This is a genomic window from Collinsella sp. AF11-11, from assembly GCF_003465485.1.
Taxonomy (GTDB): domain Bacteria; phylum Actinomycetota; class Coriobacteriia; order Coriobacteriales; family Coriobacteriaceae; genus Collinsella.
The window spans coordinates 29,277-52,054 of record NZ_QSAS01000006.1 but is presented as its reverse complement, the minus strand read 5'-3'; the positions used below and the strand labels follow the sequence as shown (position 1 = coordinate 52,054).

Sequence of the window (22,778 nt, the reverse complement as noted above, 5' to 3'; positions counted from 1 at the left end):
GAAGCGGATCGTGTTTGGGCTATCGCCATTATAGGGATTATCACGATTCCATTTGAGCCCTAGGGGCTTGTTGAAATGAGATCGGGATTCGCATAAGATGAAGCAGATGGCACCCGTTGCCGCGGGTTAGCCAACTCCGAAACACGTTTATGGCGTGAGAAGTGGCCGTCTTCGCATTACGCGGGGGCGGCTATTTCATTCGACCTCCAATGTGGATGCCGAGCTCCACGGCCGCGATTACAAGCAATAACAACGTCAGGACATCGTCAATACTCATAGTCCATCTCCTTCTTGGTAAGAGGGAGCTGACCCATCTGCTTCTGGGCCCATTGTATCTAAAAACGAACGAATGTTCTATACGTAGTATCAAATTAGATAATTAGACAAACATCTAAATAACGAGTATACTGTGCGCGTCGTGAGAGATAGTGAGAGGAGGTCCTATGCCGGGAGAGGGTTTTAAGGCGCTTGCCGATCCAACGCGACGGCGCATTTTGGAGTTGCTGCGCGAGGGCAATTGTACGGCCGGGGAGCTTGCCGAGCATTTTGACATCAGCAAGCCGTCATTGAGCCATCATTTGGCGACGCTCAAAAACGCCGGGCTGGTGACCGACGAGCGCCATGGCCAAAACATCGTTTACAGCTTAAACACCACCGTCATGCAGGACTTGATTGGCTGGTTTATGGGCTTTACAGACACTGAAGGTGATGAGGATGAATAACGAAAACAAGGGCATTCGCGCCACGGGGGTATCGCCGCGTGTATGGGCCATGCTTGTTGTGGTCTGCGCTATTAATGTCGCGGCGCACCTTATGGTGATGCCGAGCTTGCCTGCACAGATTCCTACGCACTGGGGAGCGAACGGCGCCGTCGACGGTTGGGGCCCTAGCTGGATGGCCTCCGCGCTCGGCGTGCTGCCTCTGGCACTTCTTGCAATGTTCTACGTGGTGCCACGCATTGACCCCAAAGGTGAGGCATATCGAACCTCGGGCAAGTTCTATCAGGGCTTCGTAATCGCCTTCACCTTGTTCATGTGTGCCATAAGCTGGTTGGGTGAGCTTACGGTCTGGGGCGTGGTGCCGGCGGTCGGTTCGGTCAACGTGCTGATTTCCGGTGCTATCGGTTTGCTGTTCATCGGCGTAGGCAACTACTTGCCGCGTGTGAAGCAGAACTATACGCTCGGTATCAAGACGCCTTGGGCGCTTGCCGATCCCGAGAACTGGCGCCGTACGCAGCGTTTTGGCGGCGCCTGCTTTATGGTGCTGGGTGTTGGTTTGATTGTGATGGGCGTGGCGGGTAGCGTGCTTTCGAGTGAAGTCGTCGCCGCGGTGATTGCGGTTCTGGCGTTTGGTTCAGCTGGAGCTGCCTACGTCTATTCGTATCTGCTGTGGCGCAAATCGCAGCGAGCCGCTCGTTAAGGTTGCGGAAAACTAGCGTACGCAGTTCATAGTGTGTTAAGGGGGACTTTTCCCAGGTAGTATTAGGGGGTGTGGGCAACCATGCCCCTTTTTCGTTAAGTTTCAGAGCTGGTTTCCTCATTTCGTTTCCACTAAAGCGAATCAAGAATAGGGAAACAGCAGGTAGAAAGGATAAAACAGGCAAATGGCAGAGTTTATCTACCAGATGTATCAGGCTCGCAAGGCCCATGGCGACAAGGTAATCCTTGACGACGTGACCCTGAGCTTCTACCCCGGTGCCAAGATCGGTGTCGTGGGCCCCAACGGCATGGGCAAGTCGACCCTGCTCAAGATTATGGCCGGCATTGAGGAGGTCTCCAACGGCGATGCCAGGCTCACCCCCGGCTACACCGTGGGTATCCTGCAGCAGGAGCCGCCGCTCGACGACGACAAGACCGTCATCGAGAACGTGCGCATGGCGTTTGGCGACATGATCGCCAAGGTCGATCGCTTCAATAAGATCGGCGAGGAGATGTGTGACCCGGACTGCGACATGGACGCCCTCATGGCAGAGATGGGCAAGCTCCAGGACGAGATTGACGCCGCCGACGGCTGGGATATCGATTCCAAGCTCGGCCAGGCCATGGACGCCCTCCAGCTGCCCGATTCCGACATGCCGGTCAACGTGCTTTCCGGCGGCGAGCGCCGTCGCGTGGCCCTGTGCAAGCTGCTGCTCGAGGCTCCCGACCTGCTGCTGCTCGACGAGCCCACGAACCACTTGGACGCCGAGTCGATCCTGTGGCTCGAGCACTTCCTGCACAACTACCAGGGCGCGGTGCTTGCCGTCACGCACGATCGCTACTTCCTGGATAACGTTGCCGAGTGGATCTGCGAGGTCGACCGCGGCCACCTTTATCCCTACAAGGGCAACTACTCCACGTATCTGGAGACCAAGGCCGCCCGTATCGAGGCGCAGGGCAACCGCGATGCCAAGCTCGCCAAGCGCATGGAGGCCGAGCTCGAGTGGGTACGCAGCTCGCCCAAGGCTCGTCAGGCCAAGAACAAGGCCCGTCTGGCTCGCTACGAGGAGATGGAGGCCGAGGCCCGCGCCAGCCAGAAGCTCGACTGGACCGACATCCGCATCCCCGTGGGCCCGCGTCTGGGCAACAAGGTGCTCGAGGCCCATCATCTGCACAAGGAGTTCGATGGCCGCGTGCTCATCGACGACCTTTCGTTCACCCTGCCGCGCAACGGCATCGTGGGCGTCATCGGCCCCAACGGTGTGGGCAAGACCACGCTCTTCAAGACCATCGTGGGCCTGGAGCCGCTGACTTCGGGCGAGCTCGAGGTGGGCGAGACCGTCAAGATTTCTTACGTCGACCAGAACCGTTCCGGCATCGACCCCGACAAGAACCTGTGGGAGGTCGTCTCGGACGGCCTGGACCACATGATGGTCGGCGAGACCGAGGTTCCGAGCCGCGCTTATGTGGCGAGCTTTGGCTTTAAGGGCCAGGACCAGCAGAAGCGCGCCGGCGTACTCTCCGGTGGCGAGCGCAACCGTCTGAACTTGGCGCTCACGCTCAAGCAGGGCGGCAACCTGCTGCTCCTCGACGAGCCCACGAACGACCTCGACGTCGAGACGCTGTCCTCGCTCGAAGCGGCGCTGCTCGAGTTCCCGGGCTGCTCGGTGGTCATTAGCCACGACCGTATGTTCCTAGACCGCGTTGCCACGCACATCCTGGCGTGGGAGGGCACCGATGAGAACCCGGGCAACTGGTATTGGTTCGAGGGCAACTTCGAGGCCTATCAGGCCAACCGCATCGAGCGCCTGGGCGAGGACGCAGCCCAGCCGCATCGTATTCACCGCAAGCTGACGCGCGATTAGTCGAGCTCAGGTGACCTAATGAGAAAGGGACGATAACCTTGAGGGTTATCGTCCCTTTTTGTTACTTGGTAGAAGGTTCGACTTTATCGATGGCCCAGGTGGCTCCGAGACCGCCGGTGGTGTTGCGGCGGATGCGCACGGCAACCTCGCGACGCTCGCCGGCCTGCGTGTAGCGCAGGGGGAAGCTTGCGCGGTTTCGCGCGGCCTCGATGGTGCCGCGTTCGCGGGCGATCCAGTAGTACTCGCCGACGATGCCGAGCGTGTCGGCGCCGTAGGGGAGATAGGTCGACAACTGGTGCAGAAGCGGGCCGGGGCAGAAGACCTCGGTTGCGAAATCGACGGGGAAGTCCTCGGGGATGGCGGGCACTGCAGGTGCGGGGGCCGGTGCTGCAGCGGGGACCGGAGCCGGTGCAGGTGCGGGAATTTGGTCGCAAGCAGAGGTGGGCGCGGACTCGATGACGGGTGCGGGCTCCGGCGTCGCTTCCGGCTTGATCGTGGAATCTACGGGCTCCACGGTGACGGGCGCGTCTGCAGCTGCAGTTTCAACCTCAACCTGCGTCGCGTTCTCGTTCTCGACGCTCGGCTTTGCCTCGATGGGCGTGGACGCCATGGTGGTGATGCCGGCGTTTGCGTTCTCGGGGTCATAGACGACCGTAAGCGAGATGGCGGGCTGCGGTGTCTCGGGCTCCGGCGCCGACTCGGTAGCGTCTTGATCGGCGGGTTCGTCGGACTGATCGTCCTCGGCCTCGTTGCCAAAGACATCGCTGTTTTGGAACGCAGACGTCTCGGGTTGGTTAGCGGCTTCTTCGGTTGTCGACTTGGGAGCTTCGTTGAGCTCAGCAGTGGCTTCCTGCTCGGATATGACTTCGGGATCGGTCGTGGCGGCGATTTCGGTTTCGGTTTCTACTGCTACCTCAATAGCGACTTCGATCTCTGTCTCGGGCTCGGGCTCCGGCACAGCTTCAACCGCGGCTTCTGGTTCGGGACGCTTAACGTGCTTGGGGCGCACAGCCTTGAGGTCCTTCTCACTGCGCTTTTTCTTTTTGTAGGACTGCTTAGCGCCCTTGGCGGTCTTGGGCTTGTCCTCGCCCTTGGCAAGTGCGGCATCCCAGGCCTCGTTGGCGATGACGGTGGCATACAGGCGACCGCCCTTAAAGACGGTCAGCTTAATGCAGTCGTCAAGCTCTTCGAGCAGCTCGCGCGTGGATTCGAAGCCCAGGTCATAAGCGGTCATGTCGCCAGCGGTGAGCGCCTCCTCGACCTGTGTCATAAACGTTTGCTTGCCACACCCAATCGCATCGCGCAGCAGGCGATACAGATAGATGTGGTTGCCCAGCGATAGCGTGGGCCTAACTATTGTCTTGCTCATGGCAAATCTCCTCTTTACACATGTAAAGCATCTTACCATCGCATGGCGCTCGCCATGGCGGCGCCCAAGGCAAACGGGCGCGAACCGCTGTCGATTCGCGCCCGTTATACAGGTCGGTTATCTATGAGAGGCAAATGTGCCTAGTTGCCCGATGTCGCGCCTTGGCTTGAACTGTCAGATGCCGTGCCGGACGCGGTTCCGCTCGAGCTGTTGGTGTTGCTGTTGTCGGTAGATCCCGTACTCGGTGTATTGCCATTCGCCTGGTCGCCCGTGCTCGGTTGAGAGCCGTCAGTCGTTTGACTTGAGTCAGTCGTGCCGGATTGCGTGCCGCTGTTGTTCGCAGAGGAATCGACGCCCTGCGATTGGTTTTGGGTGTTCGAGGACGAATTGGCAGAGGTAGAACTGTCTTGCGTATCGTCCGTCTGTGCCTGCTGATCCTGCGACTGGGTGTTGCCATTTGCATCGCTCTCGGTCGTGCGCGACGACAGGATTGGCTCGGGACGCTCGCCCAGACCCTCACCGGCAGTGGTGATAAGGATGGCGCCGGCGCAGGCGATGACCGCGACGATGGCGATAGCGATCGAGAAGACGATGACCTTCTTTTGCGTCTGGCTGCGCTCAGCCGCCGCCTTGGCGCGCAGGCTGTTGGGAGCGACGCGCGCCGTGGTCGCGCGTCCCGCAACCTGGCGCATCTCCTGCGTGGTTGCGGCGCCACCTAGGTGCTCCTCGACATTGGGCTCAACGGGCTCGTAGGCGCCGGTAGGGTAGTCGACAGCGGCATGCGTGCCCTTGATTGCTTCGGCGCTGGCGGAGATAAAGTGGCGATAGACCTGCGAGGACACAACAGTGATGACTGAGCTCACAGCGGCACCAATCACCGAGCCGGCAATGCCGATCTTTGAAGCAAGCGCCACGCTCGTGGCGGCAGCTGCGGCGCCGGCGATGATCTGGGGAATGGAAATGTCATCGAACAGGCCCTTTTTGGGCGCGATGGCCATGGTCTGTCCGATGGAATGGTTCTCGTGCGCGCCGTTGTTGAGCGCGGCCGGTGTCATGACGCGCGTGCGCGGCGCGTCGGTGTACTTGGTTGCCATACGGGGTCCTCCCGGTGTAAATCTGCTTCGTTTCGTGTAGCCATCAGGGTACCCACCAGATGTGAATCGTACGTGACATTTAACAGATACCATCAACTCATCAAGGGGGCCTGCTGTCTTTGGTGCAATAGCTTGATGCTAAACTGGATTTATGTTTGCGAGGTGGTTTACGTGATGTACCCGTATATGACATTCGAAGATGGAACCGAGGTCATTCATTCTGACCTGATTACAGATGGCGATATCGAAAAGGTTATCGTGCATTTTGAGCGACCGACGGCAGAGGGCTTCGACTCCGCTCGTTGTGAGTTGCCTTCCTGTTCGTGGACTGACTGGGAAGGGCATTTTACTCAGAGTGAAAAACGAGCTTTCGAAGAGTGTCTGAGCAAATAATTTAGATTAGTTCGAGTTTAGTTCGAATAAAGAAGCTGAATGCGATGACCTAAAGCGTATGCATTTTTAGTATTAGATGCGTATGAAATGGAGGATGTGAATGGATGAGCTAATAGACTTTAAAAAACGATTTCTCAAGAATGGCGAGCTGGTTTCAATTCCAAAAAAGGAAAGCTATAAAAGAATCATGCTGCTATGGGCCGTCTCTTTCTTTGAATTAAATACAAGTTATACGGAGCTTCAGGTTAATCGTGTGCTGTCACAGCTCTATCCTGATTATGCCGTGTTGAGGCGGTACTTGGTTGATTATGGATTCCTATTAAGGGATGAACGAGGCCTGAAATACGAGGTTAATCGTGATGTTCACGGTATTGAGAGCTAGCCGTCCGGTTCGGGTCCTATATATTGCTAGAGGGATAAGCGAAATAGGCAATTGGTGTGCGAATATTGCTTTGCCAATGCTGATTTACGAGGTAACTCACGATGTTTCTGCAACTGCTTTGATGGTCTGCTGCAGATTTGCCCCCTCTCTGTTTTCAGTTGCGCTCGCGCAGCTGCCTCAGAAGATGGGTATCGGGACACTGCAGGCCATGAGATTGGCAGACTTAATTCGCGCGGGATTATTCGTTTGCTATATTTTTGTTGATAGTAAATGGAGTATGTTTGCTATTGCGTGCGCGGTATCGCTTTGCCGAACGGTAGAAATGCCCTGCTTTTACTCGTTGTTAAGAGCCAATACGAATAGTATCAATCGCGACGTAATTAATAATTCGTTTGGGTTCCTGCAGAATTTGATGATGGTTCTGGGGCCAGTTGCCGGCGGTTTTGTTGTCGCTCAATTTGGGGCGGAGGCTGTTCTTGCATTAGACGCGCTTTCTTTTGCCGCGTCGTTCTGGTTGCTGCGAGATGTTCCGTCGATTATCGAGGTTAATGATAAAGAGGGAATAAGCAAAAATGAAAAAAACAGGACTGCATTTAGTGATCTTAGCGCGAAGCACTTGGCAATTGGTTTCCTATTAATCGATATTTCTAGTGGCGTGGCATTCGGCTCTCTGAATTCTCTTTTGCCAGCTATAGCGCAATTGCAATTTGACTCGTCATCGATACAATACGGATTCCTTCAGAGTAGTCTTACAATCGGACTGTTGTTCGGAAATACAATATATGGTCGTTTAATCAGTGGTTCCGATTGCGTTAAATCATATTGTTTTGTGACGTATCTTGCGCTCGGTGCGTATCTGGCGTTTGGCTATCGCTATGCGTCTGGGATATCGTTTATTTTCCTTTTTATCGTCGGTGCCGGAAACGCCATTCAAGATGTGCTTCTCATAACATCGCTGCAGGATTTGGCGAGAGACGGATCTGAATCGATAAGCCTGTTTTCAATTAGGGAGTCTTTGCAATCGGTTGCTGTTGTTATTTCAACACTTCTTGTTTCGCTGTTCACGAGCATCGCGATGTTCTCAATTCTCGTTACAGGACTTGGTGTATTTTCAATCATGATGGTAGTTGTGTTTCAATTGAATTATTTGCGAAAGATGTGACGTTGATATGCCTAAAACGCTTTTAGTATTTCCCCCAGGATGGAGTCCAGTGGGGCCGTATCTTGCCTTGCCTGTTTTGAAGTCATATCTTCAAGAGGTTGAACAATACAAAGTTGACATTGTTGACTTAAACGTGGAATTTTACGATGACCTCCTATCTTTTAGACATGTCGAAGAGTGCTGTAAAAGGTATCGGGAATCAAAGGATTCGTTTAGTTCGAATGTTCAATTAACAATCGAGTTGATACAAAAGTCGGCACTTAATGTTGACGAGGCAAAAGATATTTTCAGATCGAAGAGATACTTTAATCTAAAAGAAAGACAATATGCTGAAAACATTTTTAGAAATGCACTCTATATCATAAATCACGTCTCATATGGAGTTAAATACACGTTCAACTCCATAGATCTGCCCTATGATTATTATTCGACACCAGAAATAATGAAATCGCTTGCAGATACCTTGCATAATCCGTTTATTTCCTTCTATGAAACTGCCTTTCTTAAGCGTATTCAGAGGGAAAAAATCGAGTTTATTGGGATTTCGGTGAGCGGCTGTTTCCAATTGATTTCTGCAGTTACGTTAGCGAAACTGATTAAGGAAGAATGTCCATCTGTTAAACACGTCTCATTGGGCGGCAATTACATTACTCGTTTAGCAGATGACTGCATGAAAGAATGGCATCCCTTTTTTGAATACATTGATTCGATAATGATGTATGACGGCGAAGAGCCGCTTGCACGTCTTCTTGAGGCTCTTGACTCTGGTGATGACAATCTCGACTGTGTTCCAAACCTTTGCCATGCTAAAGGTGGAAAGATATATAAAAACCATCGGATTGAGCAAACATTTATCAACGATACAGTTCCCGATTTCGATGGCTTCGCCCTTTCTAAATACTTCATGCCTGAGTTAATATTGCCGGTTTATTCCTCTAGGCAGTGTTTTAATCATTGCGCCTTCTGCACCATTCCCGGTGCTACCGGTGGTTGTTACCGAAAGATGCCTATATCGAGAGTATTTGAAATAATGTGTCGGTTAAATGAAAAATACGGCACGAGAGTTTTCTCTTTTGTGGATGAAACATTCGAAGGCAAAAGAATGGAGCAACTCGCGGATGAAATAAACGCATCGGGAAAAACGTTTTTCTGGCATGGAGAAACGAGGTTCTCTCCAACCCTAAGTACAGAAGTTTTTAACAAGATATACCAAAGTGGATGTAGGCAGATTCAGTTTGGCCTCGAGTCATACAACCAAAGAGTTCTTGATCTAATGAAGAAGAACACGAGAGTTGATTGGATTGATCGCAATATCCATGATTGTCTCAATGCGGGTATTCCTGTTCATCTATTTTTTATGATTGGCTTTCCGACCGAAACTAAAGAAGAGGCTCTGAACACCTTAGCTTATACAGAGAATGTTTTGAATTATTCAAAACAGGTATGTGGTGTTCCATATTCCACGAGAGGATTTACGAATTTTGGTCTCGTTATGGGGTCGGATGTTTGGAATCATCCCGATAAGTATGGTGTCTCTGTAATGCCGAAGTCCCAATATGAGGATTTGCGCCTCGAAGTGGATTATGTTTCAGGCACTGGTTTAACTTTAAATGAAGCAAAATCCTTATCTGATGAGCATCATATTGATTTTTATATGCAAGAGGTCATAAACGGTAGCGACACAATTGACTTGCCCCAGCGCCTTCATATTTCAGAGGTGACCTGGATCCTAGATTCTATTCACGCTGTCAGGTATAAGGGACATTTGACCAAAGTAAAGCGACGGCTAACTAGTCTAAATCCAGCTGATCGAATCTGGCTGGATTCCAAGACCTCTGTCGTGCTCGTTGAGCCATTTGCCTACTTCTATAATTCTGAATACCATCATGTCTATGCTGTTTCCCAGTTGGTATACCTTAAGTTGGCCCGTTTATTGGAGGCCGATTGTAGCATTTCTCTTATTCTTGATCAGGGCGACCTCGAGCTGACAAGGGCGATAGAAGAACTGTTGCATTATGGATTGCTGAATACAAATATCGATGCCGATTATGTAATGCACGATAATGGTTTTCAATTGGTTAAAAGTTCGTTTGTTAAAGAAGTCGGACGCTCAAAAGAGGGGTTAAGAGTACTGCTGAGTTGTGCCACCCATAGAATGTGTGCGGTTAATGATTTTTCGTTCGCTTTGCTTTCGTTGTTTGAAAAGCCGATTACTAAGAACGAGGTGTGCGACATTTTGAAAAAAGAGGGACTATCGGCAAGCGAGGAGCAATTAAACAAGTTGGTTGATAATTGCATGAAAGCAGATATACTACAATTGATTAGATAGAGGAGGTTTCTACATGGACGTTATTAACAAAGATCTCTTGGAGCAACTGAAAGAGTCTCAGGAAGAGGGCGTCGTGGTAGAAGTGTTCGACTTTGAGGACTACATGGATAAATTCTGCCATTAGTTTCGGAATTTACTTGCCTCGCTTAAAGGAGAAGTCGATTATCGATTTCTCCTTTTTTAATTAAAGATATTTTTGGAATACATGCTCTTAGCACAGGTTGGCGTCTCAGTAAACTGGGAGGTTGCTTTGGCTAGTTAGAGATATGTGAACGTCCGTTAGACTGAATCTCAGGGTAGAAGGGGCCTCCAGTGTCCAGATCAACAAGGCAATGCTGCGTTTCGGCTAATAAGAACGATGGCTTTTTGCGTGTGGCGGCGGCGTCGCCGCAGATTCGCGTCGCCGATGTCGAGGGCAATGTCGAGGTTGCGCTGGCGGCTGTTCGCGATGCTGCCGAGCGCGGCGTTCATGCTCTGGTGCTGCCCGAGCTTAACCTGACCGGCTATACCGCGGCCGACCTGTTCCATAATCGCACACTGCTGCATGTCTGCGAGGCTGCTCTGGCGCATATCCTCGATGAAACCCGTGAGTTGCCGGTCGTCTTTACCATCGGTCTTCCCGTCGCGGTGGCCGAAAACATCTACAATTGCGCCGCCGTGTGCTGTGCGGGCGAGCTTTTGGGCCTTACGGCCAAAAAGTACTTGCCCAACTACGGAGAGTTTTATGAGCGCCGCTGGTTTGCTCCGGCGCCGGCCGATCCCGTGTGGATTGAATTTGCTGGTCAGGGTCCGGTGCCGCTTGGCTCGGAGCTTGTCTACCGCTGCTGCGATGAAGGTGCCGAGGATCTGGTGCTGGGTGTCGAGGTGTGCGAGGACCTGTGGGTACCGGCGCCCCCCTCGACCGAGATGGCGCTTGCTGGCGCGACGGTGATCCTCAACCCGTCGGCCTCGGACGAGATTATCGGCAAGGCGGATTACCGCCGCAGCCTCATCTCCAACCAGAGTGCGCGCCTGTACTGCGCCTATGCCTACGCGGATGCGAGTGAGGGCGAATCTACGACCGACATGGTCTTTGCGGGCGAGAACCTGATCTACGAAAACGGCTCTAAGCTGGCCGCCACCAAACTGCTTACCTGCGACATGGCGGTTGCCGATGTCGACCTCGATCGTCTGGTTGCCGAGCGCCGTCGCTCGACGACGTGGACGCGCGCGGACGATGCGCCGGAGGCCACGACCGTTGAGTTCTCTTTTGAGGGCGTGTTGGCCGAAGAGCCTGTCCTGCGCGATGCACTCGGCATCGACCGTGTCTTCCCCCGCGCACCCTTTGTTCCGGCCGACCATGGTGACCTGGCCGAGCGTTGCGAGACCATCCTCGACCTGCAGACCGCGGGCCTCAAGACCCGTCTTGCCCATACGGGTACCAAGGCGGCTGTCATCGGTCTTTCAGGCGGTCTGGACTCCACGCTGGCGCTGCTTGTGACCGTGCGTGCCTTCGATGCGCTGGGGCTGCCGCGCACGGGTATCACGGCGGTTTCCATGCCTGGCTTTGGCACGACGCATCGCACTAAGTCGAATGCCGAGTCGCTCGCTCGCGACCTTGGCGTGAGCTTCCGCGAGGTTTCGATCAACGCGGCCGTGGAGCAGCACTTCAAGGACATTGAGCACGATCCGGCCGTGCAGGACGTGACCTACGAGAACAGCCAGGCCCGCGAGCGTACGCAGATTCTGATGGATCTGGCCAATCAGGCCGGCGGTTTTGTCATCGGCACGGGTGACCTGTCGGAGCTGGCGCTCGGCTGGGCTACCTACAACGGCGACCACATGAGCATGTACGCCGTCAATGCGAGCGTGCCCAAGACGCTTGTGCGCCATCTGGTGCGCTATGCCGCTGATGTTTTTGGCGGGCGTATTGCCGAGGTCTTGCTCGATATCCTCGATACGCCGGTGTCCCCCGAGCTTCTGCCGCCCACGGGCGACGGCGAGATTGCGCAGAAGACCGAGGATTTGGTGGGCCCGTACGAGCTGCACGACTACTTCCTCTACTACCTGCTGCGTTTTGGCTTTGAGCCGGGCAAGATCTACCGCATGGCGCTCAAGAGCTTCGAGGGCGTCTACGACGTCAAGACCATTCACACGTGGCTACGCACGTTCTACCGTCGCTTCTTTGCCCAGCAGTTTAAGCGCAGCTGCCTGCCCGATGGCCCCAAGGTGGGCTCGGTCACGCTCAGCCCGCGCGGCGATTGGCGCATGCCGAGTGACGCCAGCTCGCGCCTGTGGCTCGCCCAGATTGACGCGCTCAATCCGATGGACTAAGGTTGCCAAATTGAACCAAAACAGCGGGTGCAAGCGTTACACTTTTGCAATCTGATGGCCCGTATCGCGCGGCGCTCTTGTCGGAGCGCCGCGTTTTTTATATCGAAAGGTGGCACCATGCAGGCATCGCAGCGTCTCGACCGCTTTGGCGCGGAGGTCTTCGCCTCGCTCAACAACAAGCTGCTCGCGCTGAAGGCTCAGGGCAAGACCATTTACAACATGAGCGTGGGGACGCCCGACTTTAAGCCGTACGACCACGTTGTCGAGGCGCTCACGCAGGCGGCCCAGGACCCCGAGATGTGGAAGTACGCCCTGCGCGACCTGCCCGAGCTCAAGCAAGCCGTATGCGATTACTATGAGCGTCGCTTTGGCGTTTCGGGCATTACGCCGTCCATGGTGCAGTCGTGCAACGGCACGCAGGAGGGCGTGGGCCATTTGGGCCTGGCCCTGCTCGATCCGGGTGACACCATTCTGGTTCCCGATCCGTGCTATCCGGTCTTTGAGGCGGGTGCCAAGATCGCCGATGCCAAGCTCGAGTACTATCCGTTGGTCGCCGAGCATAATTACCTGCCCTATGTGGCGGGCATCGATCCCGAGGTGGCCGATCGTGCCAAGTACATGATCGTGTCGCTGCCCGCCAACCCGGTGGGCTCGGTGGGCACGCCCGAGGTCTACGAGGAGATCATCGCTTTCGCCCGCGAGCACGACCTGCTCATCGTCCATGACAACGCGTACTCCGACATCGTGTTCGACGGCGAGCCGGGCGGCAGCTTCTTGCAGTATCCCGGTGCGCTTGAGGTGGGCGTGGAGTTCTTCTCGCTTTCCAAGTCGTTTAACGTCACCGGTGCGCGTATCGGCTTTTTGGTCGGCCGCGAGGACGTGGTCTCTGCCTTTGCCAAGCTGCGCGGCCAGATCGACTTTGGCATGTTCTTCCCGATCCAGAAGGCTGCTATCGCCTGCCTGAACGGTCCGCGCGATGAGGTCGAGGCGCAGCGTCTGAAGTACCAGGAGCGCCGCGATGCCCTGTGCGACGGTCTTGAGGGCCTGGGCTGGGAGCGTCCCAACGCGCATGGCTCTATGTTTGTGTGGGCCAAGCTTCCCGGTGGTCGCACCGATTCCATGGCGTTTTGCGAGGAGCTCATGGAGAAGGCCGGCGTTGTGGTGACGCCGGGCGCGAGCTTTGGTCCTTCGGGCGAGGGGCACGTGCGCATGGCGCTGGTCTTGCCGCCCGACCAGATTGCTTTGGCTGTCGAGGCCATTCGCGAGGCGGGCCTGTATTAGAAAGGTATTTCGACTCGTCAATAGCTCGAAACCGATTTCGTGCAGTTATTTTACGATTTCTGCAAACAATTTCGGTAAACGGTCGATTTTTGGCTGCGAATAGGAGCATAATCAAAGTCCCGATTGGATGTATTGGGATTACGGCAAGCCGCTCGGGTCGTTCCCGGGCGGCTTGCTTGTGGAGAGAGATGGGAGTTTCTAATGGTTAACGAGAAGAAGGTCGCTATTGTCGGCTGCGGTTTCGTTGGTTCGTCTTCGGCGTTCGCGCTGATGCAGAGTGGTCTGTTCTCCGAGATGGTCCTCATCGACGTGGACAAGAACCGCGCCGAGGGTGAGGCCCTGGATATCGCGCACGGCATGACGTTTGCCGAGCCGATGAAGATCTACGCCGGCGATTATTCCGATGTCGCCGACGCCGCCATGATCGTCGTCACCGCTGGCGCTGCCCAGAAGCCCGGTGAGACTCGCCTGGACCTGGTCAACAAGAACGTCAGCATCTTTAAGTCCATTATCCCCGAGATTAAGAAGTCCGGCTTCGACGGCATTCTGCTCATCGTCTCCAACCCGGTCGATGTTCTGACCTACGCCGCCATCAAGATGTCCGGCCTGCCCGAGGGCCACGTCATCGGTTCCGGTACCGTGCTCGACACCGGCCGTCTGCAGCAGATGCTTGGTGCCCATGTCGAGGTCGACCCGCGCGATGTCCAGGCTTATGTCATGGGTGAGCACGGCGATTCCGAGTTTGTCGCTTGGTCCAGCGCTCAGGTTGCCGGCGTTCCGCTGAACACCTTCTGCGAGCTTCACGGTCATCTGGAGCATGAGGCTGCCGAGAAGCGCATCGCCGAGGACGTCAAGAACTCCGCCTACACCATCATCGAGAAGAAGCACGCCACCTACTATGGCGTCGCCATGGCCGTCAAACGCATCTGCACTGCCGTCATGCGTGACGAGCAGACCGTTCTGCCCGTTTCCTCGCTCATGGTTGGCGAGTACGGCCTGTCCGATCTTGCCATCTCCATGCCGACCGTCGTTGGCCGCGACGGCGTTGTCTGCCGCGTCCCCGTGCCGCTGAACGATGACGAGCAGCACGAGCTCACCGCCTCCGCCAAGGCCCTCAAGGACATCATCGACAGCGTCGACTTCTCCTGCTAAATCAAGCTCGCTAAAGCGAAAAGCTACAATGAAGGCGTCCGAGCCCACACGGCCCGGGCGCCTTTTTGGTGCAAAGTAACCTGACCCCAATGCACCATAGTTGACGGGAGGGCCATGTCGGATTCGCCTAATTTTTTGACCTATGCCCAGACGGCGTTTGACCCGTTTGAGGAACGGCCGTTCTGCGCGGTGGATAGCCTGGTCTTTGCGTGGTTGTCCTATTTGCGTTTGCCGGGTGATATGGCGGAGCTGACGAACTGGCAGGGCCTAGACGTACGCGAGCTGCTGCGTGCCGAGTGCTACTGGGACATGATTGGCGACCTGTGGGACCCAGAGGGGAGCAGGGCCTTGTTGGAGGCCGTGGCAGCAAGCCCTCGCTACCGTGGCGTGCACGTTTGCGGCTATCGTGCCGTGAGCGATGTGGTGGCGACAGAGCAGTTTGCAGCCATGGCGTTCCGGTTTCCGGCGGGGTTTAGTTATCTTTCCTTCCGGGGGACCGACAGCACGATTGTGGGCTGGAAAGAGGACTTTAACATGGCATTCCGGTGTCCTGTGCCGGCCCAGGAATCCGCGGCGCGTTATGTGGACGAGGCGGCGGATGCGATTGACGGGCCGCTTTTGTGCGGAGGTCATTCCAAGGGTGGAAACCTTGCGGTGTACGGTGCGACGATGTGCTCCGATGTTGCCCGTGAGCGAATCGAACGGGTGTATTCCCATGATGGTCCGGGCTTCGTCGAGGAGTTTCTGAACGGCAACGCCTTTGCCGATCTTTCCGGTCGAATCGACAAGACGCTACCTCGGTCGTCGATCTTTGGCATGATGTTTGAGACGCAGGAGGACTATGCCATCGTTGAGAGCACCGAGTTCAGCCTGCTGCAGCACAATCCCTTTAGCTGGGTGGTTGATGGTCGTGACTTCGTGTACTGTGAGCGCCTGTCCGCCGGTGCTCGATACGTTGATGGCTCCATTCGCGAGATGCTGCTTGCAGTGGGGCCTGCCGAGCGCGAGCGTTTTGTAGATGCATTGTTCTCCGTGTTTGAGGCTACGGGTGCTGAGCGGTTTGCGGATATCGCTGGGAATCTGCGCGAGAGCCTGCCCGTGATGCTCCAGACTGCGCAAGGTTTCGACAAGGATACACGACGCTTTGTCTCGCAGACCATCGTGGCAATCCTTAAGTGCGCACTGCTGCCCAAACGACCCCAGATCGACATGTCCGCTGCCGGTAAGAGTCTGGCAGAACAGCTCGAGGCTTGGCAGTCCGAGCTCCTGCGCTAGCCATTGGTGCAAAGCAACCTGTCCCAGATGCACCAATCTTCGATGCGCTCGGGGAGGGCTCGACCGCTATACTGGTTCGTGCCGAAATCGATCTAGAACGGAATGCCGTATATGAAAATCAATCACGCGATTCTGCATATCCTGGACTTTGACTCTGCCGTCAACGTCATGAGCCAGCGCGAGCTCGATATCGAGAGTCGTACCGTGCGCAACTTCGTGACCACGCATCTGCGCCGCGCACGTACCTCGGCCGACAATAAACGCGCCACGTTTGCCGAGAACTCTGCGTTTGGCGGCGAGCTCAAGGGCTATTTCTTTGGCGAGCGCGAGTTCGTGGACCTGTCGCAGCAGATTGCAGAGTTTATCTCCTCCGAGCTCACCAAAGCCGAGAAAGCCGAGTCCACCGACGTGCTCGTGGCTGATTTTGACGACGATGAGGATGCCCGCTGGTTTGCCGTGATGCTGCTGGGCTCCAAGCAGGCTTTTATGCACGAAGTGGGCCGCGAGGAGGGAGAGGTGCGCAACGACATCGCGCGCCACTACGCCATTCTGCCGAACCCCTCGCAAAAGGTGCCGAGCTATGCCATCGTGCGCGCGAGTACCATGGAGATCGGCTACGTGGACAAGAAGCGCAAGATTGCCGGCGAGGACCGTATGCTTATCCCCGATGGCCTGCTGCAGTGCGACACGGGCGTATCGGGCAAGGAGGTCATCGACACCGTGACGCGTGTGGTCGAGGAAGTCGCCGAGGAGCACGGTGCCAATACGGCCGTAGCGCTCGCTAAGGTTAAGGCTGCCGTTGCCGAGAAGGTCGAGGATGACGAGGAGCTTCCGCCTTGGGATATCGTCGATGAGGTCTTTGAGGACGAACCGGTCATCAAGGAGAGCGTACGTGCGGCGCTGACCGAAGAGAAGGTGCCCGAGCGTGTGCCCGTGGAGCGCAAGCAGGTCGAGCGTGCGGCCGTGCGCAACCACAAGATTCGTACCGACACGGGCATCGAGATCAGCTTTCCGGCCGAGATGGGCTCGAACTCCGAGTACATCGAGTTCGTCAACGAACCCAACGGCCTCATCTCCATCGAGCTCAAAAACATCGGCAGCATCGAGAACCGATAAACTGCTCTTGGACGCTGCAGAAAAACAAAGGCCGAAGCCTCGGATGAGGGCTTCGGCCTTTTTACTTGGGGCTTAATTACGCTACTGGTTGAGCATAAGTCAGCGAAAACGCCCCAGAGCGAGCAAGGTGACGTGAAAGAGGAGGGCATTGACCTTTTGGTCATGCCCGACGATTGAACGTCAGATTGCCGCTCTGGGGCGTTTGCAGCGTCGAGTCGTTACGGCGTTTGGTAAAACGCCGTAACTATTAAAGCTGACGCAGATCTTCCTCGAGTCCGGTCTTGCTGTCGGTCTTCTCGTCGCGCATCTTGATGACGCGGGCGGGGACACCGGCCACGACGGCACCAGTGGGGACGTCCTCGACGCACACGGCGCCGGCGGCAACGACAGCGCCCTTGCCTACGTGCACGCCTTCCAGGATTACGGCGTTTGCGCCGATCATGACATCGTCCTCGATGATGACGGGCGTGGCGCTGGCGGGCTCCACAACGCCTGCCAGCACGGTGCCGGCGCCGATGTGGCAGTTCTTGCCCACGGTGGCGCGACCGCCCAGCACGGCGCCCATATCGATCATGGAACCCTCGCCGATAACGGAGCCGATGTTGATGATGGCGCCCATCATGATGACGGCACGGTCGCCAATCTCGACGCGGTCGCGGATGATCGCGCCCGGCTCGATGCGGGCGTTGACGCCCTTAAGGTCGAGCATGGGCACGGCGGAGTTGCGGCAGTCGTTCTCCACATCGTAGTAATCGATGGAATCGGCGTTGGCGTCCAGGATGGCCTTAAGCTCATCCCAGTCGCCAAAGACGGTCTTGCCACGACGACCGCCGTAGACATGTGCGTCGCCCCAGGCAACCTTCATGCCCGGCTTCTCGCGCACGTACAGCTTGACGGGCGTCTTTTTGGGCGCGGTGGCGATGTAGTTGATAATCTCCTGTGCGTCCATCTCGGCTGCGTTGCTCATATGCTGTCTCTCCTTTGAGGGGGTATGGTTGATAACTAGTTAGGCGAACATGACCTGGTCGAAGGTGTAGAAGCCGGGTTCGCGGACGACGAGCTTTTGAGCGGCGGCCAGAGCGCCGTTGACAAAGATCTGGCGGCTCGTGGCGCGGTGGGTGAGCGTGACCTCCTCGTCCTGGCCAAAGAAACTCACCTCGTGCACGCCGGCGACGGTGCCGCCGCGCAGCGAGTGCATGCCGATCTCCTTGGGGTCACGCGCGCCGCACATGCCCTCGCGGCCATAGACGGGGTGGTAGCCTGCCTCGGGCTCGGCCTCGACTACGGCGTCGAGCAGCAGCTTTGCGGTGCCGCTGGGGGCGTCGACCTTTTGGTTGTGGTGAGTCTCGACAATCTCGCAGTCAAAGCCGGGCAGCTCACGCGTGGCCTGGGCCACTAGATGACGCAGGGCTGCGATGCCGATGGAGTAATTGCCCGAGTGCATAACGCGGGTGTTCTGGCCCAGCTCACGCAGACGGTCCATCTGCTCGGGGGTGTAGCCTGTGGTGCCCGAGACCAACGCCGCGCCCGTGCGCTCGACATAGGCGACGACGGCATCGAAGGTCACGACGTTCGAGAAGTCGATAATCACATCGGCGGCCGGTGCGTTCTCGAGCTCGCTCAAATCGAAGCCAATCTGGGCGACGATGTCGAAAACGGGTTGACCGGCGGCGTCGACAACGCCCTCGGCGGTGGTGCGGATGAGCGAGCCCATGCGGCCCGTTCCCATAATGACGGTCTTAATCAAGCAGACCAGCTCCCTTCAGGGCATCGGTAAGTGCAGAGCGCGTGTCGTTGGCCATGGGGCACAGCGGCATGCGGTAGTTTGCCTCGATCATACCCATCTGAGCGAGCGCCTCTTTGACGGGGATGGGGTTGACCTCACTAAAGAGGGCATTGATGAGCGGCTGGCCGGCAATTTGGATATCGCGGGCACGCGCCACGTCACCGTCCAGATAGGCGCGGCACATGTCATGCACGAGCTGCGGCTGAACATCGGCCCACACGCTGATGGTGCCCGAGGCGCCCAGGCTCATGAGCGGCACGGTGAGTGCATCCTCGCCCGAGTACATGCGGAAGTCATCGGACAGCAGGTGGGCGATCTTGGCCGCGTAGGCGACGTTGCCCGAGGCCTCCTTGATGCCCATGATGTTGGGGTGCGCGGCCAAGCGCTCTACGTTGCGCTCGCTGATGCCGCAGCCACAGCGGCCGGGGATGTTGTACAGGATGCAGGGGATGTTCACGGCATCGGCGACGGTCTTAAAGTGCTGATAGATACCCTCTTCGTTGGACTTGTTGTAGTAGGGGGTGATGAGCAGCAGGCCGTCGGCGCCCAGGCCCTGGTAAGTGAGCGACTTGGTGAGCATGGTTTGCGTGGAGTTGGAGCCCGAGCCGGCGATGACGGGGACGCGTCCTGCAACATGCTTGACCACGGCGGCGACAACGGAGTTGTCCTCGTCATCGGTCATTGTGGCGCTCTCGCCGGTGGTGCCCAGGGTGAGGATGGCGTCGGTGCCGTTTTGCAGGTGGAAATCGATAAGGCGCTCGAGTGCGTCAAAGTCGACGCTGCCGTCTTTTTTAAACGGCGTAACAAGGGCGACGATTGAGCCCTCGAGATTGCGGATATCCATGTTCTTCTCCTTCGCTTCCGCGATCTGGACGCGTTTGTTCCATTGGGCGGTGACTGCTAGGCGCTCGTCCTGAGCGCGACGGCGGGCGGCATCGGCGCGCGATTTGGCCAGCAGCTCGCGGCCGCACGGCAGCACGTCGAGCGTGGCAAAGTAATCGCCCGGGCGCTCAGCACGGCGGATGAGGTCGGCCGAGCCGTCGGGGCGCAGCAGCACCTCGGCGGAGCGCAGGCGACCGTTGTAGTTGTAGCCCATGGAGTAGCCATGCGCGCCGGTATCGTGGATCACGAGCACATCACCCATGTCGATCTGCGGTAGCTCGCGGTCGATGGCGAACTTGTCGTTGTTCTCGCACAGATTGCCCGTAATGTCGTACTTGTTTGTGACAGGCGCCGCGGTCTTGTCGGCGCCACCCGGCTGACCCATTACCGTAATGTGGTGGTAGGCGCCATACATGGCGGGGCGAATCAGGTCGACCGCGCTTGCGTCGACACCGATATAGTCCTTGTAGATCTGCTTTTCGTGGATGGCCTTGGTGACCAGGCAACCGTAGGGGCCCATCATAAAGCGGCCCATCTCGGTGCAGATGGCCACATCGCCCATGCCGGCGGGAATCAGGATCTCGTCGTAGGCCGTGTGCACTCCCTCGCCGATGGCGTGAATGTCGTTGGCCTGCTGCTCGGGCAGGTAGGGGATGCCAACGCCGCCGGATAGATTGATGAAGGCGACGTGTGCGCCGGTCTCGCGCTCCAGGCGCACTGCAAGCTCAAAGAGGATGCGCGCAAGCTTGGGGTAGTAGTCGTTGGTGACGGTGTTGCTGGCAAGGAATGCGTGGATACCAAAGTCCTCGGCACCCTTGGCCTTGAGCATGCGGAAGGCCTCGAAGAGTTGCTCGGTGGTCATGCCGTATTTGGAGTCGCCGGGGTTATCCATGATGCCATTGGAGAGCTGGAACAGGCCGCCCGGATTAAAGCGGCAGCTGACCGTCTTGGGGATGGGCCCTGCGACGCGCTCAAAGAACTCGATGTGGCTGATGTCGTCAAAGTTGACGATGGCGCCCAGCTTGTCGGCGAGCTCAAAGTCGGCAGCTGGCGTGTCGTTAGACGAGAACATGATGTCGTGTCCCGTGATGCCCAGCGAGCGGGCAATCATGAGCTCGGTATAGCTCGAGCAATCGCAGCCGCAGCCGTATTCGTTGAGAATGGAGATGAGCGCCGGGTTGGGGTTGGCCTTGACGGCAAAGTATTCCTTAAAGCCCGGGTTCCATGCAAAGGCGTCGCGCACTTCTTGCATGTTGCGGCGGATGCCCGCCTCGTCGTATAGATGAAACGGCGTGGGGAACTGCTCGACGATATGCTCGAGCGTTACCTTGTCCACAAACGGCTGTTTGGCCGCATATGCCTCGTTGGGGGTCAATGCCATGTCCCGTAAACCTCGCTATCCAGACGGCGCCATCTGCGCATCGAATCCGCATAGCGTGGACCCAATGTCCGGATAGCGCTCCCGCATTGCTGCAGACAGTCCTGCGGGTGTTTCCCGCAGGCCCACCAGGTTGTTCGTGCCCGAAAAACCCAGTTCGGCGGGTTTCGCCTCCCCACGGGGTCAAAGCCTGCCGGCTCGCCCGCGGCTCTTCGTGCCCGCGCCTCTATCAAGTGGTAAAGACCCTACCACGTTGCACTTTACCAAACAAGAGTATTCGTATATAACGTTTAAAAAATGCAGGGATATGCTAGAAATAAGGGCGTCATAATTCTGCATCACAATATTGTGCGAATGGATATGCCCCATGAAAGGATCCTTTATGACCGAGCTCCAAGAACTTCGTCGCTATCGTCGCGACCTGCATCGCATTCCGGAGCTCGATTTCGATCTTCCGCAAACCATAGCCTATATCGAGGGCGTGCTCGCCTCGCTTGCCTGTGAAGTGACCCATCCTTGCCCCGGCTGTGTTTGTGCTTTCTTCGACGCTGGCACGGGTGCCGCGCATGCCACGGCGATTCGCGCCGATATGGACGCACTGCCCATCGCGGAGGCGACGGGTGCGGCCTTTGCCTCGACGCATCCCGGAAAGATGCACGCTTGCGGACACGATGGACACATGGCCATGGCACTTGCGGCGGCAACCTTTGTCGATCGCGCGATTCGTGAGCAGCCGGGCGCCATCAAGCGCAACGTGCTCTTTGTGTTCCAGCCTGCAGAGGAGACGACCGGTGGTGCCAAGACAGTTTGCGAGAGCGGGGTGTTTGAGCGCTACAGGGCGGACCGTATCTTCGGGTTCCACGTATGGCCCGACCTGCCTGCGGACACGTTGGCGAGCTGCTCCGGTCCATTGCTGGCACGCTCGAGTGAGACGCACGTGCACATTCACGGGACAAGCATCCATATCGCCAAGACCTACGGCGTTCCCGTAAACGAATCGCACGATGCGGCGCTGGCGGCTGCCAAGTTCTTGGTTGCCGCGCGTGAATTGATGGACGAGTTGGGTGCCGATGAACCCTGCATTGGTAAGTTTGGCCTGCTACAGGCCGGTACCGTCTGCAATGCGGTGGCGGGGGAGGCCCATGTTGCGGGCAGCTTGCGCGTGTTTACGGACGATATGTTCGACCGAGCGCGCGAGGGCGTGCGCCGCGTGTTGGACGAGGCCTGCGCCGCAACAGGCTGTACGTACGATCTCGACTTTGCCGAGGGCTATCCGCCGGTCGACAACGACCCCGAGCTATTTGCCCGAATCGCGCCTGCTCTGCCCGAGTTACAGCTCGTGGACGAGCCGCTGCTGATTGCCGAGGACTTCGCCTTCTATCAGCGCCATCTGCCGGGCGTGTTCTTCCTGCTGGGCACGGGCGTTCCTGTCAGTCAGGATAATCCGAGCGACGCCGAGGGCTGCCCTGCCTATGCCACAAGTGCCCTGCATACTGATACCATGCTCTTTGACGAGGAAATCCTACTCAAAGGCCTCGATGTCTACAAACGATTGCTTAACTTGGAGTGACGATGAAGCGCCG

General features: G+C 56.8%; 17 protein-coding genes and 1 riboswitch. Of the genes, 12 read left to right on the top strand and 5 right to left on the bottom strand.

Annotated features, from left to right (window positions below):
* Positions 1–443 precede the first annotated feature (443 nt).
* The 3 genes from DWV58_RS05430 to ettA all read left to right on the top strand — a co-directional run bounded on the left by DWV58_RS05430 (position 444) and on the right by ettA (position 3,283).
* Positions 444–722 carry an autorepressor SdpR family transcription factor gene (locus tag DWV58_RS05430; RefSeq protein WP_117776433.1) on the top strand — a complete coding sequence of 93 codons (279 nt, stop codon included), beginning with the start codon at positions 444–446 and terminating at the stop codon, positions 720–722.
* Positions 715–1,419, top strand: a complete 705-nt coding sequence (locus DWV58_RS05425) for an SdpI family protein (RefSeq protein ID WP_117776432.1) — start codon at positions 715–717, stop codon at positions 1,417–1,419. Before DWV58_RS05430 ends, DWV58_RS05425 begins: the two co-directional genes overlap by 8 nt.
* A 184-nt stretch (positions 1,420–1,603) precedes the next feature.
* Positions 1,604–3,283: an energy-dependent translational throttle protein EttA gene (gene ettA, locus DWV58_RS05420; protein WP_055251458.1), complete on the top strand. Its 1,680-nt coding sequence runs from the start codon at positions 1,604–1,606 to the stop codon at positions 3,281–3,283.
* A gap of 61 nt (positions 3,284–3,344) precedes the next feature.
* On the opposite strand, the gene DWV58_RS05415 is transcribed toward ettA, so the two are convergent.
* Both DWV58_RS05415 and DWV58_RS05410 read right to left on the bottom strand, forming a co-directional pair.
* Complete coding sequence (locus DWV58_RS05415; RefSeq protein ID WP_117776431.1) at positions 3,345–4,652, bottom strand: hypothetical protein; 1,308 nt, start codon at positions 4,650–4,652, stop codon at positions 3,345–3,347.
* A gap of 140 nt (positions 4,653–4,792) precedes the next feature.
* The gene (locus DWV58_RS05410) at positions 4,793–5,746 is read right to left on the bottom strand and encodes a hypothetical protein (RefSeq protein ID WP_117776430.1); all 954 of its coding nucleotides are present in this window, start codon (positions 5,744–5,746) and stop codon (positions 4,793–4,795) included.
* A gap of 493 nt (positions 5,747–6,239) precedes the next feature.
* Between DWV58_RS05410 and DWV58_RS05400 the strand changes: the two genes are divergently transcribed.
* The 8 genes from DWV58_RS05400 to DWV58_RS05365 all read left to right on the top strand — a co-directional run bounded on the left by DWV58_RS05400 (position 6,240) and on the right by DWV58_RS05365 (position 17,149).
* Positions 6,240–6,521 carry a DUF2087 domain-containing protein gene (locus DWV58_RS05400; RefSeq protein ID WP_055251466.1) on the top strand — a complete coding sequence of 94 codons (282 nt, stop codon included), beginning with the start codon at positions 6,240–6,242 and terminating at the stop codon, positions 6,519–6,521.
* Positions 6,499–7,683: an MFS transporter gene (locus tag DWV58_RS05395; RefSeq protein WP_117776429.1), complete on the top strand. Its 1,185-nt coding sequence runs from the start codon at positions 6,499–6,501 to the stop codon at positions 7,681–7,683. The genes DWV58_RS05400 and DWV58_RS05395 overlap by 23 nt, the downstream gene beginning before the upstream one ends.
* Positions 7,684–7,690: 7 nt before the next feature.
* The gene (locus DWV58_RS05390; RefSeq protein WP_117776428.1) at positions 7,691–10,012 is read left to right on the top strand and encodes a radical SAM protein; all 2,322 of its coding nucleotides are present in this window, start codon (positions 7,691–7,693) and stop codon (positions 10,010–10,012) included.
* Between the two features lie 312 nt (positions 10,013–10,324).
* Positions 10,325–12,325 (top strand): NAD(+) synthase, encoded by a 2,001-nt coding sequence (locus DWV58_RS05385; RefSeq protein ID WP_117640360.1) that lies wholly within the window; start codon positions 10,325–10,327, stop codon positions 12,323–12,325.
* Positions 12,326–12,442: 117 nt separating this feature from the next.
* The gene (locus DWV58_RS05380; RefSeq protein WP_006234344.1) at positions 12,443–13,606 is read left to right on the top strand and encodes a pyridoxal phosphate-dependent aminotransferase; all 1,164 of its coding nucleotides are present in this window, start codon (positions 12,443–12,445) and stop codon (positions 13,604–13,606) included.
* Positions 13,607–13,807: 201 nt separating this feature from the next.
* Positions 13,808–14,758 (top strand): L-lactate dehydrogenase, encoded by a 951-nt coding sequence (locus DWV58_RS05375; protein WP_089573042.1) that lies wholly within the window; start codon positions 13,808–13,810, stop codon positions 14,756–14,758.
* 114 nt (positions 14,759–14,872) lie between these two features.
* On the top strand, positions 14,873–16,033 hold the full coding sequence (locus tag DWV58_RS05370; RefSeq protein ID WP_117640358.1) for an Mbeg1-like protein: 1,161 nt from the start codon (positions 14,873–14,875) through the stop codon (positions 16,031–16,033).
* 111 nt (positions 16,034–16,144) lie between these two features.
* Positions 16,145–17,149 carry a nucleoid-associated protein gene (locus DWV58_RS05365; protein ID WP_022094136.1) on the top strand — a complete coding sequence of 335 codons (1,005 nt, stop codon included), beginning with the start codon at positions 16,145–16,147 and terminating at the stop codon, positions 17,147–17,149.
* A 247-nt stretch (positions 17,150–17,396) separates the two neighbouring features.
* Here the strand turns inward: DWV58_RS05365 and dapD are convergent, their stop codons facing one another.
* Genes dapD through dapA form a run of 3 tightly spaced genes read right to left on the bottom strand, consistent with a single transcriptional unit; the run spans position 17,397 to position 21,198 of the window.
* Positions 17,397–18,116 carry a 2,3,4,5-tetrahydropyridine-2,6-dicarboxylate N-acetyltransferase gene (gene dapD / locus DWV58_RS05360; protein WP_117776427.1) on the bottom strand — a complete coding sequence of 240 codons (720 nt, stop codon included), beginning with the start codon at positions 18,114–18,116 and terminating at the stop codon, positions 17,397–17,399.
* Positions 18,117–18,155: 39 nt separating this feature from the next.
* Positions 18,156–18,896, bottom strand: coding sequence for a 4-hydroxy-tetrahydrodipicolinate reductase (gene dapB / locus DWV58_RS05355; protein WP_199586006.1), 741 nt, complete (start codon positions 18,894–18,896; stop codon positions 18,156–18,158).
* Positions 18,889–21,198: a 4-hydroxy-tetrahydrodipicolinate synthase gene (dapA, locus tag DWV58_RS10000; RefSeq protein ID WP_117776426.1), complete on the bottom strand. Its 2,310-nt coding sequence runs from the start codon at positions 21,196–21,198 to the stop codon at positions 18,889–18,891. Before dapA ends, dapB begins: the two co-directional genes overlap by 8 nt.
* A gap of 65 nt (positions 21,199–21,263) precedes the next feature.
* A riboswitch (Lysine riboswitch) is annotated at positions 21,264–21,432 on the bottom strand.
* 145 nt (positions 21,433–21,577) lie between these two features.
* Here dapA and DWV58_RS05345 point away from each other — a divergent pair.
* A complete protein-coding gene (locus DWV58_RS05345; protein WP_117776425.1) occupies positions 21,578–22,765 on the top strand; it encodes an amidohydrolase in 1,188 nt (395 codons plus the stop codon).
* The last annotated feature ends 13 nt before the right edge of the window (positions 22,766–22,778 follow it).

What these genes read in the sequence shown, in the direction of transcription:
- DWV58_RS05370 (WP_117640358.1), top strand. Translation starts at nt 14,873, where the DNA reads ATGTCGGATTCGCCTAATTTTTTGACCTATGCCCAGACGGCGTTTGAC.
- DWV58_RS05390 (WP_117776428.1), top strand. Translation starts at nt 7,691, where the DNA reads ATGCCTAAAACGCTTTTAGTATTTCCCCCAGGATGGAGTCCAGTGGGG.
- dapD (WP_117776427.1), bottom strand. Translation starts at nt 18,116, where the DNA reads ATGAGCAACGCAGCCGAGATGGACGCACAGGAGATTATCAACTACATC.
- DWV58_RS05430 (WP_117776433.1), top strand. Translation starts at nt 444, where the DNA reads ATGCCGGGAGAGGGTTTTAAGGCGCTTGCCGATCCAACGCGACGGCGC.
- DWV58_RS05400 (WP_055251466.1), top strand. Translation starts at nt 6,240, where the DNA reads ATGGATGAGCTAATAGACTTTAAAAAACGATTTCTCAAGAATGGCGAG.
- ettA (WP_055251458.1), top strand. Translation starts at nt 1,604, where the DNA reads ATGGCAGAGTTTATCTACCAGATGTATCAGGCTCGCAAGGCCCATGGC.
- DWV58_RS05380 (WP_006234344.1), top strand. Translation starts at nt 12,443, where the DNA reads ATGCAGGCATCGCAGCGTCTCGACCGCTTTGGCGCGGAGGTCTTCGCC.
- DWV58_RS05345 (WP_117776425.1), top strand. Translation starts at nt 21,578, where the DNA reads ATGACCGAGCTCCAAGAACTTCGTCGCTATCGTCGCGACCTGCATCGC.
- DWV58_RS05425 (WP_117776432.1), top strand. Translation starts at nt 715, where the DNA reads ATGAATAACGAAAACAAGGGCATTCGCGCCACGGGGGTATCGCCGCGT.
- DWV58_RS05415 (WP_117776431.1), bottom strand. Translation starts at nt 4,652, where the DNA reads ATGAGCAAGACAATAGTTAGGCCCACGCTATCGCTGGGCAACCACATC.
- dapA (WP_117776426.1), bottom strand. Translation starts at nt 21,198, where the DNA reads ATGGCATTGACCCCCAACGAGGCATATGCGGCCAAACAGCCGTTTGTG.
- DWV58_RS05410 (WP_117776430.1), bottom strand. Translation starts at nt 5,746, where the DNA reads ATGGCAACCAAGTACACCGACGCGCCGCGCACGCGCGTCATGACACCG.
- DWV58_RS05365 (WP_022094136.1), top strand. Translation starts at nt 16,145, where the DNA reads ATGAAAATCAATCACGCGATTCTGCATATCCTGGACTTTGACTCTGCC.
- DWV58_RS05395 (WP_117776429.1), top strand. Translation starts at nt 6,499, where the DNA reads ATGTTCACGGTATTGAGAGCTAGCCGTCCGGTTCGGGTCCTATATATT.
- DWV58_RS05375 (WP_089573042.1), top strand. Translation starts at nt 13,808, where the DNA reads ATGGTTAACGAGAAGAAGGTCGCTATTGTCGGCTGCGGTTTCGTTGGT.